General features: G+C 69.4%; 9 protein-coding genes, 1 tRNA gene and 1 rRNA gene. 1 reads left to right on the top strand and 10 read right to left on the bottom strand.

What is annotated here, in order from left to right:
- Positions 1–183: 183 nt before the first annotated feature.
- The 8 genes from ABT078_RS19200 to ABT078_RS19165 form a co-directional block, all read right to left on the bottom strand.
- The gene (locus ABT078_RS19200) at positions 184–567 is read right to left on the bottom strand and encodes a helix-turn-helix domain-containing protein (protein ID WP_019889909.1); all 384 of its coding nucleotides are present in this window, start codon (positions 565–567) and stop codon (positions 184–186) included.
- A gap of 108 nt (positions 568–675) precedes the next feature.
- A complete protein-coding gene (locus ABT078_RS19195) occupies positions 676–1,221 on the bottom strand; it encodes a CinA family protein (protein WP_351229156.1) in 546 nt (181 codons plus the stop codon).
- Positions 1,218–1,922, bottom strand: a complete 705-nt coding sequence (gene pgsA, locus ABT078_RS19190; protein WP_351229154.1) for a CDP-diacylglycerol--glycerol-3-phosphate 3-phosphatidyltransferase — start codon at positions 1,920–1,922, stop codon at positions 1,218–1,220. The genes ABT078_RS19195 and pgsA overlap by 4 nt, the downstream gene beginning before the upstream one ends.
- Positions 1,919–3,424, bottom strand: a complete 1,506-nt coding sequence (gene rimO / locus ABT078_RS19185) for a 30S ribosomal protein S12 methylthiotransferase RimO (protein ID WP_351229152.1) — start codon at positions 3,422–3,424, stop codon at positions 1,919–1,921. The genes pgsA and rimO overlap by 4 nt, the downstream gene beginning before the upstream one ends.
- A 73-nt stretch (positions 3,425–3,497) precedes the next feature.
- Complete coding sequence (locus ABT078_RS19180) at positions 3,498–4,340, bottom strand: helix-turn-helix domain-containing protein (protein ID WP_502981252.1); 843 nt, start codon at positions 4,338–4,340, stop codon at positions 3,498–3,500.
- A 226-nt stretch (positions 4,341–4,566) separates the two neighbouring features.
- Positions 4,567–7,332: a DNA translocase FtsK gene (locus ABT078_RS19175; RefSeq protein ID WP_351229150.1), complete on the bottom strand. Its 2,766-nt coding sequence runs from the start codon at positions 7,330–7,332 to the stop codon at positions 4,567–4,569.
- A gap of 248 nt (positions 7,333–7,580) precedes the next feature.
- On the bottom strand, positions 7,581–8,261 hold the full coding sequence (locus ABT078_RS19170) for a response regulator (RefSeq protein ID WP_351229148.1): 681 nt from the start codon (positions 8,259–8,261) through the stop codon (positions 7,581–7,583).
- 306 nt (positions 8,262–8,567) lie between these two features.
- Positions 8,568–14,093 carry a HAMP domain-containing protein gene (locus tag ABT078_RS19165; RefSeq protein WP_351229146.1) on the bottom strand — a complete coding sequence of 1,842 codons (5,526 nt, stop codon included), beginning with the start codon at positions 14,091–14,093 and terminating at the stop codon, positions 8,568–8,570.
- Between the two features lie 270 nt (positions 14,094–14,363).
- On the opposite strand from ABT078_RS19165, the gene ABT078_RS19160 reads away from it, so the two are divergent.
- Positions 14,364–17,015: a SpoIIE family protein phosphatase gene (locus ABT078_RS19160; protein ID WP_351229144.1), complete on the top strand. Its 2,652-nt coding sequence runs from the start codon at positions 14,364–14,366 to the stop codon at positions 17,013–17,015.
- 59 nt (positions 17,016–17,074) lie between these two features.
- Here ABT078_RS19160 and ABT078_RS19155 read toward each other — a convergent pair.
- A tRNA-Thr gene (locus ABT078_RS19155) sits at positions 17,075–17,147 on the bottom strand.
- A gap of 170 nt (positions 17,148–17,317) precedes the next feature.
- Positions 17,318–17,400 (bottom strand): 5S ribosomal RNA (rrf, locus tag ABT078_RS19150); the annotation flags it as partial.

Raw genomic sequence — 17,400 nt, 5'->3', positions numbered from 1 at the left:
GTGACCTCCTTGCGATGGCACCGCCCCCCACGATGGCACAAATGGTGAGAAAACGTTCATTCGACGGCAGAGTGAAGCCCCGGCCGGGTACCCGCCCGACCGGGGCTCACAGATGCACATACGCCGAGACTCAGCGCACGGACGCCATGCGGCTCCTCGCCGCCATGCTGCAGTTCCTCGCCGTCACGCGGCGACGACGTCCACCGCTTCCGCGGGCGCCTTGATCGTCACCCGCTCGGTCGGCACGCCCGCCACCGACGTCACGGACACGGAATTGAGCATCGGGCGTACTGGCGCGGGCACCGGCTCACTCGCCGCTGCCGACTCGGCCAGCTCGGCCAGCGACAGCTCGTCGCTCACTTCACGCATGAGCTCGGACATCCGTACGTCAAGCGCGTCGCAGATCGCGGAGAGCAGCTCGGAGGAAGCCTCCTTCTGCCCCCGTTCCACCTCGGAGAGATAGCCGAGCGAGACTCGGGCGGACGAGGAGACTTCGCGCAGAGTACGGCCCTGGCGCTGGCGCTGCCGACGCAGCACGTCACCCAGCAGGCGACGGAGCAGAATCATCGGTGGCTCCCTCCTCGGACCGCGAACCGCATCCTTCACGCCCCACCGTACCGCCTCGCGCTGCGGCCGTGCGGGGAGCGATGACGTGTTCACTCATGGCTGCAAACATCAAGTCCCCCCGTTCTGTTCCGTATCCTGTGCCCGCTCATACTCCGAGAGTTCGCCCAAGCGTTCGCCGACGAGCTCTGTCGCGAGCAGTTCCAGCACGCTCCGTACACTCTCTCTACGGATTTCCGCGCGGTCACCGTTCAATCGCAGCGCGGACACTTTCCGTGTCCCGTCCGGCCCGGCGACCGCCACGAAAACCGTTCCGACGGGCTGCCCGTCCTGCGGCTCGGGCCCCGCGACGCCCGTGGTCGCGATTCCCCAGCCGGCCCCGAGCCTGGTCCGCACCCCTGCCGCCATCTGGGCCGCGACGTCCGGGTCCACGGCGCCGCGCGCGGCCAGCAGGGTCCCGTCGACACCCAGAATGTCCTGCTTCAGGCCCGTCGCGTACGCCGTCACGGAGCCGCGGAAGGTCTTCGAGGATCCGGGCACGGCGGTCAGCTCGGCGGCCACCAGACCGCCGGTGAGCGACTCGGCGACGGCCAGTGTCTCGCCACGCGCCTCGAGCAGCGCGAGCACTCCGGCCGCGGCGGCGGGCACGACGCTCATCGCGAGCGCTCCGCTCCGCCCCGTCCGGTGGTCTGCGCCTCTGCGGCGGCCCGCTCGGCCCGCTCGGCCGCGAGCCCCTTGCGCCGCAGGACCACCGCCTGGCGCACATAGTCGAGCCCGGTGACCACGGTCAGCACGACCGCCACGGCCATCACCCACCATCGCAGGGTGGCCAGCGGACCGGTCAGCACGAGTACGTACATGCCGACCGCCGTGCCCTGGGCGAGCGTCTTCATCTTGCCGCCGCGGCTGGCCGGGATCACCGCGTGCCGGATCACCCAGAAGCGCATCAGCGTGATCCCCAGCTCACGGAAGAGGATCACTCCCGTCACCCACCAGGGCAGATCACCGAGTGCCGAGAGACAGATCAGACCGGCCGCCATGATCGCCTTGTCGGCGATCGGGTCCGCGATCTTCCCGAAGTCGGTGACCAGGTTGTACGCCCTCGCCAGATGCCCGTCGAAGATGTCCGTGATCATGGCGACGGCGAACGCCGCCCAGGCCCACGCGCGCCAGACCGGGTCGTGGCCGCCGTCCTGGAGCAGCAGGATCACGAACGCCGGTACGAGCAGCAGCCGCACCATGGTGAGGATGTTGGCGATGTTCCACAGGCTGGCCTGATTGACGGCCGCAGCACCCAGCTTGCCCCCGGGCGCCGGCCTTCCGGTCCCGCCCGCTGCGGATGCCGGGACTCCCGTCATCTGGCTGCCTCCTCACGACATTCCGTAACGATGTCGGCCACCAGGTCGACGCCCTCCGTGCCCACCACCTTGGCCTCGACCATACGGCCAGGTACCAGGCCGTCGGCACTCGTGAAGATCACCTGACCGTCGGTCTCGGGTGCCTGGTGCGCGGCCCGGCCCACCGCCGCGTACTCGTCCTCGTCCTGCTCCTCGTCCAGATCCGCGTCGAAGACGGACTCGACCAGTACTTCCAGGGTCTCTCCGATCCGCTCTTCCGCGCGCTGGGCGGTCAGCTCCTCGGCGAGCCGCGACAGCCGCGCGAGCCGCGCGTCGACGATGTCCTGGTCCAGCTTGCGGTCGTACGTGGCGGCCTCGGTGCCCTCCTCGTCGGAGTAGCCGAAGACACCGATGGCATCCAGCCGCGCGGCCGTGAGGAAGCCCTCGAGCTCGGCGAAGTCCTCGTCGGTCTCGCCGGGGAAGCCCACGATGAAGTTGGAGCGCACACCGGCCGTCGGGGCCTTCGAGCGGATCGTCTCCAGCAGCTCGAGGAACCGCTCGGTGTCGCCGAAGCGCCGCATCGCGCGCAGCACGCCAGGCGCACTGTGCTGGAAGGACAGGTCGAAGTAGGGCGCGACCTTCTCGGTCGACGTCAGGGCGTCGATGAGGCCCGGGCGCATCTCGGCCGGCTGCAGATAGCTGACCCGGACGCGCTCGATCCCGTCGACGGCCGCCAGCTCCGGCAGCAGGGTCTCGAGCAGCCGGATGTCGCCGAGGTCCTTGCCGTACGAGGTGTTGTTCTCGGAGACCAGCATGATCTCCTTGACGCCCTGCTCGGCGAGCCAGCGCGTCTCGCCCAGCACATCGCTGGGGCGCCGCGAGATGAAGGAGCCGCGGAAGGACGGAATGGCGCAGAAGGAGCAGCGCCGGTCGCAGCCGGAGGCCAGCTTCACCGAGGCGACGGGGCTGGTGTCCAGGCGGCGGCGCAGGGGGGCGCGCGGCCCGCTGGCCGGCGCGAGGCCCTCCGGCAGGTCCACAGGCACGTTCTCGGGGGCCTGGGCGTGCCCGGGGAGGGCCACGTCGGCCGACTGGCGTTCGGCCGGGCTGATCGGCAGCAGCTTGCGCCGGTCGCGCGGGGTGTGCGGGGCGTGGACGCCGCCGTTCAAAATGGTCTGGAGGCGGTCGGAGATGTCGGCGTAGTCGTCGAAGCCGAGCACGCCGTCCGCCTCGGGCAGGGCCTCGGCGAGTTCCTTGCCGTACCGCTCGGCCATGCATCCCACGGCGACGACGGCCTGGGTCCTGCCGTGGTCCTTCAGATCGTTGGCTTCGAGGAGCGCGTCGACGGAGTCCTTCTTGGCGGCCTCGACGAATCCGCAGGTGTTGACGACCGCGACATCCGCGTCGGCGGCTTCCTCGACGAGCTCCCAGCCGTCCGCTGCCAAGCGGCCTGCGAGCTCCTCCGAGTCCACCTCGTTACGGGCGCAGCCAAGAGTGACAAGGGCGACGGTACGGCGTTCGGGCATGGGCTCAAGACTACTTTGTCCTGGCCCACACCCGTTCCGCGAGGTGAACAGTCGGGAACGCCCCCGCCCCGGGTCAGCCGGCCTCCGGGTCGCCCTTCGAGTACGACAGCCGCTCGACCTGCCCGGGCTCGAACTTGTCCTCGACCTTCTTGCCGTTCACGAACAGTTCGATCGCGCCTGCGTTGCCGAGGATCAGGTCCAGGCGCTCGTCGTCCTGGAACGTCTTGGACTCGCCCGCGAGGAGCAGCCCGTCGAAGAGCAGCTTTCCATTGGCGGACTTCGCGGAGATCCAGCTCTTGTCGTCGATGGCGGTCAGCTTCACCGTCACCTTGTCCTGCGGAACAGCGGCGATCGCGCTCTCCGAGGGCGCCGGCTTGGGGGCGGCGGGCTGGGACGGGGTCGGCTTCGGGGTGGTCTTCGCCGGGGCCGGGCCCTCGGCGACCTGCTTTCCGCTCTTGGCGTCGTCCCCACCGTTGAAGAGCGTGAAGCCGGCGAACCCGACGACAGCGACGATCGCCGCGACCATCGCGGCGGTCCAGTTCGGCCGCCTGGGCTCTGGGCGGATACGTTCCGCCTCGAAGAGCGGAGCAGCGGAGGTGGGCGCAGGCCGGCCGCCGTGCTCGGCGTCGTACTGCGCGACGAGCGGGGCGGGATCCAGTCCTACGGCGCGCGCGAGCGTCCTGATGTGCCCGCGTGCGTACACATCGCCGCCGCAGCGGGAGAAGTCGTCCTCCTCGATCGCCTGCACGATGGGGACACGGACACGGGTGGAGGTACTGACCTCGTCCACGGTCAGACCTGCATCGATCCGGCCCTGCTGGAGCGAGCGGCCGATCGAAGGCAGATCGTCTCCGATCGAGGGCCGGTCGTCCTCGGTGGAAGGCCGGGCGTCTTCGGGGGAGTTGCCGATGGACACGGGGGCGCCTTTCGAGCGTGTAGCCACCTGCTGGATGTTCAGTCTAGGGGTGGTACGAAAGGGTGGGGCAACCGGGCGGGTGCCGTTTGTACGCCATCTGTATGGCCGGACAGCACGGCCCGACAGCGAGAGGGTCGGACACGAACCCGTCCCTCCACCCAACTTGACGTACAACCAGGGGAAACGGTTGCCTCACAATCCCGTACGTCATCCTTTATGACATCTCTTACGAGTCAGACTCCCCACGGATCACGGCAAGCACTCCATCCAGCTCATCAGGTTTCACCAGAACGTCGCGCGCCTTGGACCCCTCGCTGGGTCCGACGATGTTCCGTGACTCCATCAGATCCATCAGCCGGCCGGCCTTCGCGAAGCCGACGCGCAGCTTCCGCTGGAGCATGGACGTCGACCCGAACTGGGTGGACACGACCAGCTCGGCGGCCTGGCAGAGCAGATCCAGATCGTCGCCGATGTCCTCGTCGATCTCCTTCTTCTGCTTCGACCCGACCACCACGTCGTCCCGGAAGACGGGGGCCATCTGGTCCTTGCAGTGCTGGACGACGACCGCGACCTCCTCCTCGGTCACGAAGGCGCCCTGCATACGGGTCGGCTTGTTGGCCCCCATGGGGAGGAAGAGGCCGTCGCCCTTGCCGATCAGCTTCTCGGCGCCGGGCTGGTCGAGGATGACGCGGCTGTCGGCGAGCGACGAGGTCGCGAAGGCGAGCCGGGAGGGCACGTTGGCCTTGATCAGACCGGTGACGACGTCCACCGACGGCCGCTGGGTGGCCAGGACCAGATGGATGCCGGCCGCGCGCGCCAGCTGAGTGATCCGGACGATGGCGTCCTCGACGTCCCGCGGGGCGACCATCATCAGGTCGGCGAGCTCGTCGACGATCACCAGCAGATACGGGTACGGCTGGAGGTCGCGCTCGCTGCCCTCGGGCGCCTTGGCCTTGCCGTTCCGGACGGCCTGGTTGAAGTCGTCGATATGGCGGTAGCCGAACGCCGCAAGGTCGTCGTAGCGCAGGTCCATCTCGCGGACGACCCACTGGAGCGCCTCGGCGGCCCGCTTGGGGTTGGTGATGATCGGCGTGATCAGGTGCGGAATGCCCTCGTACGCGGTGAGCTCGACCCGCTTGGGGTCGACGAGGACCATCCGGACGTCCTCCGGGGTCGCCCTCATCATCACCGAGGTGATGAGGCAGTTGATGCAGGACGACTTTCCGGAGCCGGTGGCACCGGCGACCAGGAGGTGCGGCATCTTCGCCAGGTTGGCCATGACGTAGCCGCCCTCGACGTCCTTGCCGAGCGCCACCAGCATCGGGTGGTCGTCCCCCGCCGCGTCCGCCAGCCGCAGCACGTCGCCGAGGTTGACCATCTCGCGGTCGGAATTGGGGATCTCGATGCCGACGGCGGACTTGCCGGGGATCGGCGAGATGATCCGTACGTCGGGGCTGGCCACGGCGTACGCGATGTTCTTGGTCAGCGCGGTGATCCGCTCGACCTTGACCGCCGGGCCCAGCTCCACCTCGTAGCGCGTGACCGTCGGCCCGCGGGTGAAGCCGGTGACGGCGGCGTCGACCTTGAACTCCGCGAAGACGTTCGTCAGCGAGGCGACGATCGCGTCGTTGGCGGCACTGCGGGTCTTGCCCGGTCCGCCCCGCTCCAGGAGATCGAGCGACGGCAGGGAGTAGGTGATGTCACCGGACAGCTGGAGCTGCTCGGCGCGCGGTGGGAGCGGCTGCGGCTCCTCGGGCGCGGACTTGGTCAGATCCGGTACGGAGACACCCGGATCCGGTAGGGGCACACCCGGCTCGGGCCGCCCGGTCCGCGCGCCCGGCACGGGGCCGACGGCGCGCTGCCGGTCGGCGGTGAGATCCCGGGTCAGATCGGCGACGACCGGTGAAGGGGGCATTCCGTTGAGCACGGCCCCGTCCAGGGCCGCCGCGGCGGCCGCGGCGACGTCGACCGCGTCCATGGACCGCTCCGGGGCGGCGGGCCGCACGGAGGTCCTGCGCCCCCGGCGCCGCGAGAGCGCCTCTTCCTCCGCGAGTTCGGCGTCGTACACGTCTGCCCCGGAGGAGGGTCCACGACGGCGCGAGGACCTGGCAGGCACGGCGTCGCGCCACTGGTCGTCGTACCGCGCGTCGTCGTCCCCGCCGTCCTCGCCGGCCCCGGGCTCGTGGGGCGCGTCGATGAGGCCGAGCCTGATCCCGAGCCCGCGCAGCCGTTGCGGGATCGCGTTGACGGGGGTCGCGGTGACGACGAGCAGACCGAAGACGGTGAGCAGCACCAGCAGCGGTACGGCGAGGACCGTGCCCATCGCGAAGATCAGCGGCTTGGAGGCGGCCCAGCCGATCAGCCCGCCCGCGTCCTGCATCGCCTCCGAGCCCTGGCCGCGGCCCGGTGAACCGCAGGCGATGTGGACCTGGCCGAGCACGCCGATGACGAGGGCCGAGAGGCCGATGACGATGCGCCCGTTCGCCTCGGGCTTCTCGGGGTAGAGGATCAGCCGTACGGCGATCGCGGCGAGCAGTATCGGCACGAGCAGGTCGAGCCGTCCGAATGCGCCCGTGACGAGCATTTCGACGAGGTCGCCGACCGGGCCGCGCAGATTGGACCAGGTACCGGCGGCGACGATCAGGGCGATGCCGATCAGGAGGAGCGCGAGGCCGTCCTTGCGGTGCGCCGGGTCGAGTCCCTTGGCGCCGCGCCCTATGCCGCGGAGCATCGCGCCGAGGGCGTGCGCGACGCCCAGCCACACGGCGCGTGCGAGCCGGTACACGCCGCCGGTGGGGCTGGGCGCGGACCTGGGCGCGGTCTTCTTCGCCGCCGTCTTCCTGGCGGGCGCCTTCTTCGCGGGCGTGGTCTTCTTCGCCGCGGGCTTCTTGGCGGGCGCCGCCTTCTTCGCGGCGCCAGTCGTACGGCCGGCGCGCGGCTTTGCGGTGCCCGCCGTGCCCTGGGAACCCTTGCCGGACGTACGTGAGGCCATGGTGGTGAGGTTACCGGTGTGAACGGCGGCGGACACGTGTGCCCACCGCTTCACCCGTTCGTGTCGCCCTTCCTGGACCCTGAACTGACGTTTCCTCAAGCGGCAGGCGTACAACACGCGTCCACGCGGCAATCCGGTCCCGCCCGGCCGATGATCCGTCCGGCCGATGGCGCCGAGGTCGCACCGGAACGGCCGGACAGGATGGAGAGGCCCGTCCTCCGGATCAGGCCTGGCCCTGTCGGGGATCCCTAGCTCTGCGAGGGAAGCGTGGGCGCGCCGCTGCCCGCGCCCGGCTCCAGGGCGTCCAGCGCCCTGCGCAGGCCGGTGAGTTTGCGCTCGAGGTGAGCGGCGGTGGCGACCGCCGCGGCGTCCGCCGATTCGTCGTCGAGCTGCTTGGACAGCGCCTCGGCCTGCTCCTCGACGGCCGCGAGCCGGGCCGAGAGCTCGGCGAGGAGGCCGGCCGGCTCCTTGCTGTCACCGGCGCCCGCGTGGCCGCCCTCGAGCTGGAGCCGGAGCAGCGCGGCCTGCTCGCGCAGCTGGCAGTTCTTCATGTACAGCTCGACGAAGACGGAGACCTTCGCGCGCAGCACCCACGGGTCGAACGGCTTGGAGATGTAGTCCACCGCGCCCGCGGCGTACCCGCGGAAGGTGTGGTGCGGGCCGTGGTTGATCGCGGTCAGGAAGATGATCGGGATGTCCCTGGTCCGTTCCCGCCGCTTGATGTGCGCAGCGGTCTCGAATCCGTCCATTCCCGGCATCTGGACGTCCAGCAGAATGACCGCGAAATCGTCCGTCAGCAGCGCTTTGAGCGCTTCCTCCCCGGACGATGCCCGTACCAGCGTCTGATCGAGCGCAGAGAGGATGGCCTCCAGCGCCAGCAGATTCTCCGGCCGGTCATCGACCAGGAGGATCTTGGCCTTCTGCACCATGCCTCGCCCTCCTCGCCCCGGCTTGGGGTCACCCCAGCTCGACGAGCCGGGGGAAGCACCGGGCGCCGCCCCAGGGGGCGACTCCCTTGCGTCGCCCGTCCTTGTGCCGGTCATGGTAGCCGCACCCCGCCCGTCGCCACACCCTGTCACCGCGATGTCACTGTGCACGTAGCAGAAACGCGGTGGGAGACCAGAAGGTTCCCCGGACAGCGCCTTCTCACACGCCTTCGGCCACAGCCAGTCAGCAACTCGCGGACACTCGCACAGCCTGCAATCAGACCGTGATGCACCCGCGACCAACCATCGTCACTTTCCGCGCATCCACTGCTCCATCACCGACAGCAGATGATCGGGGTCGACCGGCTTGGTGACGTAGTCGGACGCGCCCGACTCGATCGCCTTCTCCCGGTCGCCCTTCATCGCCTTCGCGGTCAGCGCGATGATCGGCAGTCCGGCGAACTGCGGCATTCTGCGGATCGCCGTCGTCGTTGCATATCCATCCATCTCGGGCATCATGATGTCCATCAGTACGACCGTCACATCGTCGTGCTGCTCGAGGACTTCGATGCCTTCGCGCCCGTTCTCCGCGTACAGCACGGACAGCCCGTGCTGCTCCAGCACGCTGGTGAGCGCGAAGACGTTGCGGATGTCGTCGTCGACGATGAGCACCTTTTCGCTGTGGAACTCGAAGGTGCGCCGCGGCTCGCCCCCGGCCTCCTGCGGATGCTGCCCGGCCCACGAGTCCTGCACCAGGCCCGGCGATCCGGCCGGCTGGCCGGGCAGAGCGGACCTCAGATCCATGCCGCCCAGCGCCTTGCGGCGGCGCCGGAAGAGCGTCGCCGAGCCGGCGGCGTGCCCGTCGGCGTTCGACGGCGGCACGCTCGCGGTGCGCTGCGAGTGCGAGGACTGCGGTTCCTGCGGACCGGCCTCGACGGCCGCCAGGTCGTCGAGCGGGGCGAACTGCGAATCGGCACCGGGAGCGAGCTGCGGGTAGCCCTGCGGGGGCAGTTCGCTCGGGTGGAGCGGCAGATACAGCGTGAACGTCGAACCGCGGCCCGGCTCGCTCGCCGCATGGATCTCGCCGCCCAGCAGCCGGGCGATCTCCCGGCTGATCGACAGCCCCAGGCCCGTACCGCCGTACTTGCGGCTGGTCGTACCGTCGGCCTGCTTGAACGCCTCGAAGATGACCCGCATCTTGCTGGCGGCGATCCCGATACCGGTGTCGGTGACCGAGAAGGCGATCAGATCACCGTCCGCGTCACGCAGCGAACCCGCCTCCAGCAGCTGCTCCCGGATCGACTGCGGCACGTCGGCGTTCGCCGGCCGGATCACCAGCTCCACCGCCCCGGTGTCGGTGAACTTCACCGCGTTCGACAGCAGATTGCGCAGCACCTGGAGCAGGCGCTGCTCGTCGGTGTGCAGCGTGGCCGGCAGCTCGGGCGAGACCCGCACCGAGAAGTCGAGCCCCTTCTCCGCCGTCAGCGGCCGGAACGTGGCCTCCACGTAGTCGACGAGCTGTACCAGCGCGATACGGGTCGGGCTGACGTCCATCTTGCCCGCCTCGACCTTCGACAGATCGAGGATGTCGTTGATGAGCTGGAGCAGATCGGATCCCGCGCCGTGGATCGTCTCGGCGAACTCGACCTGCTTCGGCGTCAGGTTGCTGTCGGCGTTGTCGGCGAGCAACTTGGCGAGGATCAGCAGTGAGTTGAGCGGGGTGCGCAACTCGTGCGACATGTTCGCCAGGAACTCGGACTTGTAGCGCATGGAGACCGCGAGCTGCTCGGCCCGCTCCTCCAGCACCTGCCGCGCCTCCTCGATCTCGGTGTTCTTCACCTCGATGTCGCGGTTCTGCTGGGCCAGCAGCTCGGCCTTGTCCTCCAGTTCGGCGTTGGAGGACTGGAGTGCCTTCTGCCGGTTCTCCAGCTCCTCCGAGCGCTCGCGCAGCTGCTCGGTCAGCTCCTGCGACTGCTTGAGCAGCACCTCGGTCTTGGTGTTGACACTGATGGTGTTGACGCTCGTCGCAATCATCTCGGCGATCTGGTTGAGGAAGTCGCGCTGGATCTGGGTGAACGGCTGGAACGACGCCAGCTCGATCACACCGAGGACCGTCCCCTCGAACAGCACCGGCAGCACGACCACATGCGCGGGCGAGGCCTCGCCGAGACCCGACGAGATCTTCAGATAGCCCGGCGGCACATTGACCTGAATGGTCCGCTTCTCCTCGGCGGCCGTCCCGATCAGGGTCTCCCCCGGTCGGAAGGACGTGGGCATCGAACCCGCCGAGTAGCCGTAACTGGCGCGCATCACCAGCTCGTACGAGCCGTCACCGTCCGCGCCGAGCTCCCCGCCGCCCGTCGGCATCGCCAGGAAGAACGCGCCGTGCTGGGCCGAGACCACCGGCGTCAGCTCACTCATGATGAGCGAGGCGACGTCCTCGAGGTCGCGGCGGCCCTGCATCAGACCGGAGATACGGGCCAGGTTGCCCTTCAGCCAGTCCTGCTCCTCGTTGGCGAGGGTGGTGTCGCGCAGGTTCGCGATCATCGTGTTGATGTTGTCCTGGAGGACCTGGATCTCGCCCGCCGCGTCCACATCGATCTTGAGGTTGAGATCGCCGCGGGTCACCGCGGTGGCGACGGCGGCGATCGCGCGCACCTGCCGGGTCAGGTTCCCGGCCATCTCGTTCACGGACTCGGTGAGGTCGCGCCACGTGCCGTCGACGTCCCGCACCCGCGCCTGGCCGCCCAGCATGCCGTCCGTTCCCACCTCGCGGGCCACTCGCGTGACCTCCTCGGCGAACGACGACAGCTGGTCGACCATCGTGTTGATGGTGTTCTTCAGCTCCTGGATCTCACCGCGGGCGTCGATGTCGATCTTCTTGGTGAGATCGCCCTTGGCGATGGCGGTGGTGACCGTGGCGATCTGGCGCACCTGACCGGTGAGGTTGGACGCCATCGAGTTCACGGACTCGGTGAGGTCCTTCCACGTACCGGAGACGCCCGGGACGCGGGCCTGGCCGCCCAGTTCGCCCTCGGTGCCCACCTCGCGGGCCACCCGGGTCACCTCGGCCGCGAACGACGACAGCGTCGTCACCATCGTGTTGACGGTCTCGGCGAGTTCGGCGACCTCGCCGCGCGCCTCGACCGTCACCTTCTTGGTCAGATCGCCGTTGGCGACCGCGGACGACACCCGGGAGATGTTCCGCACCTGGCTGGTCAGGTTGGCGGCCATCGTGTTGACGTTGTCGCTGAGGTCCTTCCAGATGCCCGTGGCGCCGCGCACGCGGGCCTGGCCGCCGAGGATGCCCTCGGTGCCCACCTCGCGGGCGACTCGCGTCACCTCGTCGGCAAAGTTGGACAGCTGGTCCACCATCGTGTTGACGGTCGTCACCAGCTCCAGGATCTCGCCCTTGGCGTCGACGGTGATCTTCTTGGACAGGTCGCCCTTGGCGACCGCTGTCGTCACCTCGGCGATGTTGCGCACCTGAGAGGTGAGGTTGTTCGCCATGAAGTTGACGGACTGGGTGAGGTCCTTCCACGTACCGGAGACGCCCTGCACCTCGGCCTGGCCGCCCAGGATGCCCTCGGTGCCCACCTCGCGGGCCACCCGGGTCACCTGCTCCGCGAAGTTCGAGAGCTGGTCCACCATCGTGTTGAGGGTGTTCTTCAGCTCCAGGATCTCACCGCGCGCGTCCACGTCGATCTTCTGCGACAGATCACCGCGCGCCACGGCCGTGGCGACCTGGGCGATGTTGCGCACCTGGGCGGTGAGGTTCCCGGCCATGCCGTTCACCGAGTCCGTCAGATCGCGCCACACACCGGCGACGCCCGGCACCTGCGCCTGACCGCCGAGCCGCCCGTCCGTGCCCACCTCGCGGGCCACCCGGGTCACCTGCTCCGCGAACGCCGACAGCTGGTCGACCATCGTGTTGATGGTGTTCTTCAGCTCGAGGATCTCGCCGCGCGCGTCCACGTCGATCTTCTGCGACAGATCACCGCGCGCCACGGCCGTGGTCACCTGGGCGATCTGCCGCACCTGCGAGGTCAGGTTCCCCGCCATGAAGTTGACGGAGTCGGTGAGTTCCTTCCACGTACCGGACACACCGTCGACGCGGGCCTGGCCGCCGAGTCGGCCCTCCGTGCCCACGTCCCGCGCCATCCGCGTCACCTGGTCGGCGAACGACGACAGCTGCGCCACCATCGTGTTGACGGTGTTCTTCAGCTCCAGCATCTCGCCGGCCACGTCGACCGTGACCTTCTGCGTCAGGTCGCCGTTCGCCACCGCCGTCGTCACCTGCGCGATGTCCCGCACCTGACCGGTCAGGTTGCGGAACGCCGTGTTCACGGAATCCGTGAGGTCCTTCCACGTCCCGGCCGCGCCCGGCACCTCGGCCTGGCCGCCGAGCCGGCCCTCGACGCCGACCTCACGGGCCACCCGGGTCACTTCGGAACCGAACGACTGGAGTTGGTCCACCATCGTGTTGACGGTGTTCTTCAACTCCAGCATCTCGCCCGCGACATCGACGGTGACCTTCTGCGACAGATCGCCGTTCGCCACCGCCGTCGTCACCTGCGCGATGTCCCGCACCTGCGTCGTGAGGTTGCGGAAGACGGTGTTGACCGAGTCGGTCAGGTCCTTCCAGGTTCCCGCGGCGCCCGGCACCTGCGCCTGACCGCCCAGCAGGCCCTCGGCGCCGACCTCGCTCGCCACCCGGGTCACCTCGTCCGCGAACGTACGAAGGGTCTCCGTCATCTGGTTGATGGTCTCGGCGAGCTGCGCCACCTCGCCGCGCGCGCTGACCGTGACCTTCTGCGACAGATCGCCGTTCGCGACCGCCGTGGTGACCTCGGCGATGCCCCGCACCTGCGAGGTCAGATTGCCCGCCATCGTGTTGACGGAGTCCGTGAGGTCCTTCCACACACCCGCGACACCCGGGACGACCGCCTGGCCGCCGAGCTCGCCCTCCGTACCCACCTCGCGCGCAACCCTCGTCACCTCGGAGGAGAACGAGGACAGCTGGTCCACCATCGTGTTGACGGTGTTCTTCAGCTGGAGCATCTCGCCGTCCACATGGACGGTGACCTTCCGCGACAGATCGCCCTTGGCGACCGCCGTCGTGACGAGAGCAATGTCACGCACCTGAGCCGTCAGCCGGTAGGCCATGGTGTTGACCGAATCCGTGAGATCCTTCCACGAACCAGACATACCTCGCACTTGCGCCTGGCCGCCGAGCTTGCCCTCGGTGCCGACCTCCAGTGCGACCCGCGTCACCTCGTCGGTGAACGCCGACAACTGGTCGACCAGATTGTTGACCGTGCGCGCGACCTTCAGGAACTCACCGCGCAGCGGCCGCACCGAGCCGTCGCTCTCGGACCCGTGCGACCGGAGCTCCATGCGCTGCTGCAGATCGCCATCGGCGACCGCGGACAGCACCCTGCCGACCTCGGACACCGGCCGGGCCAGATCGTCCACAAGGGCGTTGGACGCGTCGATGGCGGCGGCCCAGGAGCCCTCGCAGGCCCCGGGCTCCAGCCGCTCCGTGAGCTTTCCCTCACGTCCGACGACCCGGCGCACCCGCGCCAGCTCACCCGTGAGATGCAGATTACGGTCGGCGACCTCGTTGAACACCGCCGCGATCTCGGCCATGACGCCGTCGTCGGAGACGGTCAGCCGCTTGCGGAAGTTCCCGTCCCGCATCGCGACGAGCGCCGCCAGTAGCCGGTTCAGAGCGGCCGTGTCCACCGCCGTCGTCCCCCCACGTGGCTGATTCCTCCGGGACTGTCCGCCTTGTGCGCGCGTGCCAGTGACCCGCGCTGCTGCACCAGACTCCACCGTGTCCCTCCCACAGGGGTCGACCGTCATGCTCGTGCTGTCTCAGGAAGCTTGCCCAGTGTTTCACCACAGCCGAACCAGGCCATAACAGTTCGGCAGCTTCGCATAGCGTCCCCGCCCTTTGTGGGCGGAAACGGCGGTGACCGGCATCCGCTCGGACAGTGAAGGTAAGTAACCTGGCATCCGGCTGTCCAACCGCCCCGGTAGCCCGGCGCGGACGGGACGGAGCGAGGGACTACCACCGGGCACCGGGAGGGGCAGGCACCGACCATGGCAGAGCCGGGCGTCGAGACGCGTACGAGGACTTCTGTGATCACCGCGCGGGCGGCCGCCAGCTTCGACCCCGTGGGACGGTCCGTCGCGACCGCCCGCGCCTTTGTCAGAGACACCCTCCAGGGCTGGGGGTACTCCGACGTCGTCGATGACGCCGTGGTCCTCACGAGCGAGCTCGTCACCAACGCGGTCATCCACGCCGGAACCGCCGCGGACGTGCTGTGCCTGCGGACCGACGAGGGCGTACGGGTCGAGGTCGCCGACCGCTACCCCGAGCGCGAGATCCCCCTCCAGGGCTCCGGCAGGACCCTCGCCCACCCCGACCGCGAGAACGGCCGGGGACTGCTGCTCTGCGCCGCCCTCGCCGCCCGCTGGGGCGTCGAGTACACGCCGACCCACAAGCAGGTCTGGTTCCAACTCGACATGCCGCAGCGCCAGGTCGGTACCCGCTCGGCGGGCCCGGTCCTCCCTGCCGACCTCCTGCCCGTCGCCGACGAACGCGTCCGTGTCGCCGTCGTCCAGATCGACCGGAACTGCGCGATCAGCTCCTGGAACGACGATGCCGAGCACCTCTTCGGATACGCGGCCGACCAGGTCCTCGGCAAACCCCTCGGCGACTTCGCGGCCTGGCCGCACACCCCCGGCACCGGCACCGGCATCGCCGAGGCCCTCCAACTCTCCCGCTGGGAGGGCAGTTACGGACTCCGCGACGCCGACGGACGCGTCGTTCCCGTGTACGCCTCCCACCTCCGCGTCCGCGACACGCAGGGCGAGCCATCGACGGTCTGCCTCCTCGTCCGCGACTACGAGCGCGCGGTCCTGCAGACGCCCCTTCGCACCCCTTCCGCCGACGGCGGATCCGAGAGCCGCAGCTCGGACCCGTTCGAACTGTTCATCGGTTCTCCCGCCCCCGACGACCTCGACGGACTCCTCCAGCGCACGGTGGAGCGCGCCCGCGACATGCTCGACGGCGACTCCGCGTTCCTGCTGCTGGCCACCGACGACGAAACGGAGCTCGAGGTACGGGCCACCACCGGTCTCCCCTCCGCCCGCCAGCGCTTCGCCCGCGTCCCCGTCGAGGCCGGCACCGGCCGCTACGGCTCGGCGCGCATGCCGGCCGTCCACGAGGACCTCACCGCCGTACCCGGCGCCGTCCCGCTCCTCGCCGGCACGGGCATGCGTTCCGTCGTCACCGTGCCGCTCAAGGTCGAGGGCCGCCTCACCGGCTCGCTCGGCGTCGCCGCCGAATCCGCGGGCCGCTACTCCAACGAGGAGGCCCTGCGTCTCCAGTTCGCGGCCGACCGCATCGCACTCGCCGTCGAGTCCGCCCGCCTCGGCGAGCTGGAACGGCTCCGCCGAGGCTCCCTCAGCTTCCTCGTCGAAGCCTCCGACCTGCTGGCCGGCACGCTCGACCGCGACCAGACCCTGGCCCTCATGGCCCAGATGACGGTGCCCACTCTCGCCACCTGGTGCGCGGTCTACACGATCGCCGACCAGGCGTCGGACCCGTACCTCTCGTACGTCCTCCACGAGGACGAGGATCGCATCGACGGCCTCAAGGCACTCCTCTCCAGGATCGCGCCCCCGGACCCGGTACCGACCCCGGGCGCCCGCGTCTGGACCGCCCCGGCCGAAGCCGCCCACAAGGCCGCCCTGCGCACCTCCATGCGCGAACTGGGCCTCGGCACCACCTATCTGTCCGCCGGCAGCAATGCGACCCTGGCCACCGCATCCGCGGTGGGCGGCGAGACCGTCGTCCTCCCGCTCGTCGCCCGTAACCGCGTCATCGGCATGCTGACCCTCGGCAAGCCCTCCGACGACCACTTCCGCCAGGAAATCCTCGAACTCGCCGAGGACCTCTCCCGCCGAGCGGCCCTCGCCCTCGACAACGCACGCCTCTACTCCGAGCGCACAGCCATCAGTCAGTCGCTGCAGCGCAGCCTGCTCCCGCCCGGCCTCCCCCAGATCCCGGGCGTCGAGGTCGAGGTCATCTACCGCGCGGCGGGCGAAGGCAACGAGGTCGGCGGCGACTTCTACGACCTCTTCCCCATCCGCGACGGCGCGTACGGCTTCGCCATCGGCGACGTCTGCGGTACGGGCCCGGAGGCCGCAGCGGTCACCGGCCTCGCCCGCCACGCCCTGCGCCTGCTCGCCCGCGAGGGATTCGGCGGACCGGCAGTGCTGGAGCGACTGAACGCGGCGATCCTCGACGAGGGCGCCCGCAGCCGCTTCCTCACGCTCCTGTACGGCGAGCTGTGGCCCCAGGAGGACGGCTCGGCACTCCTCAAGGTCGTCTGCGCCGGCCACCCTCTCCCCCTGCGCCTGCGCCAGGACGGCACCGTGGAGCCCGCAGCAGAGCCCCAGCCGCTGCTGGGTGTGATGGACGACCTGGAGCTGTACGAGCAGACGGTCACCCTCGACCCGGGCGATGTCCTGCTCTGCGTCACCGACGGCGTCACGGAACGCCGCGAGGGCACACGCATGCTCGGCGACGACGGCCTCGTCGATGTTCTGACGACCTGTACGGGCCTGACGGCCGGCGCGGTCGCGGCACGCATCCTGCGCGCGGTCGAGCGTTTCGCGGCCGAGCCTGCTTCGGACGACATGGCCATCCTCGCGATGCGCGTCCCGGAGCCGCAGAAGATCTGAGCTTGCGTCAGGGTACGCAAAAGGCCCCCGCCGTGAGGCGGGGGCCTTTTGCACTCTTGAGCCCCCAAACGGAATCGAACCGTTGACCTTCTCCTTACCATGGAGACGCTCTACCGACTGAGCTATAGGGGCCTGTTGCACTCTCGCGGTCTCCCGTGCGGCAACGGAACAGAGCATACCCCGAACTGACGTGTGCACCAAGCCTCGTCTGGCAGGGCATCACTTCGGAGGAATCCGGGCGAGTTGGGTCCTGAACGCAGAAAAGCCCCGGACCAAAAGGTCCGGGGCTCCCCGCAATAATTGTTCGGCGGCGTCCTACTCTCCCACAGGGTCCCCCCTGCAGTACCATCGGCGCTGAAAGGCTTAGCTTCCGGGTTCGAAATGT

The organism is Streptomyces sp. NPDC002133 (genome assembly GCF_040296405.1).
GTDB lineage: Bacteria > Actinomycetota > Actinomycetes > Streptomycetales > Streptomycetaceae > Streptomyces.
The sequence above is the reverse complement of the archived record's forward strand: the minus strand, read 5'-3'. Positions and strand labels throughout refer to the sequence as shown.

What these genes read in the sequence shown, in the direction of transcription:
- ABT078_RS19200 (WP_019889909.1), bottom strand. Translation starts at nt 567, where the DNA reads ATGATTCTGCTCCGTCGCCTGCTGGGTGACGTGCTGCGTCGGCAGCGC.
- ABT078_RS19195 (WP_351229156.1), bottom strand. Translation starts at nt 1,221, where the DNA reads ATGAGCGTCGTGCCCGCCGCCGCGGCCGGAGTGCTCGCGCTGCTCGAG.
- pgsA (WP_351229154.1), bottom strand. Translation starts at nt 1,922, where the DNA reads ATGACGGGAGTCCCGGCATCCGCAGCGGGCGGGACCGGAAGGCCGGCG.
- rimO (WP_351229152.1), bottom strand. Translation starts at nt 3,424, where the DNA reads ATGCCCGAACGCCGTACCGTCGCCCTTGTCACTCTTGGCTGCGCCCGT.
- ABT078_RS19160 (WP_351229144.1), top strand. Translation starts at nt 14,364, where the DNA reads ATGGCAGAGCCGGGCGTCGAGACGCGTACGAGGACTTCTGTGATCACC.
- ABT078_RS19170 (WP_351229148.1), bottom strand. Translation starts at nt 8,261, where the DNA reads ATGGTGCAGAAGGCCAAGATCCTCCTGGTCGATGACCGGCCGGAGAAT.
- ABT078_RS19175 (WP_351229150.1), bottom strand. Translation starts at nt 7,332, where the DNA reads ATGGCCTCACGTACGTCCGGCAAGGGTTCCCAGGGCACGGCGGGCACC.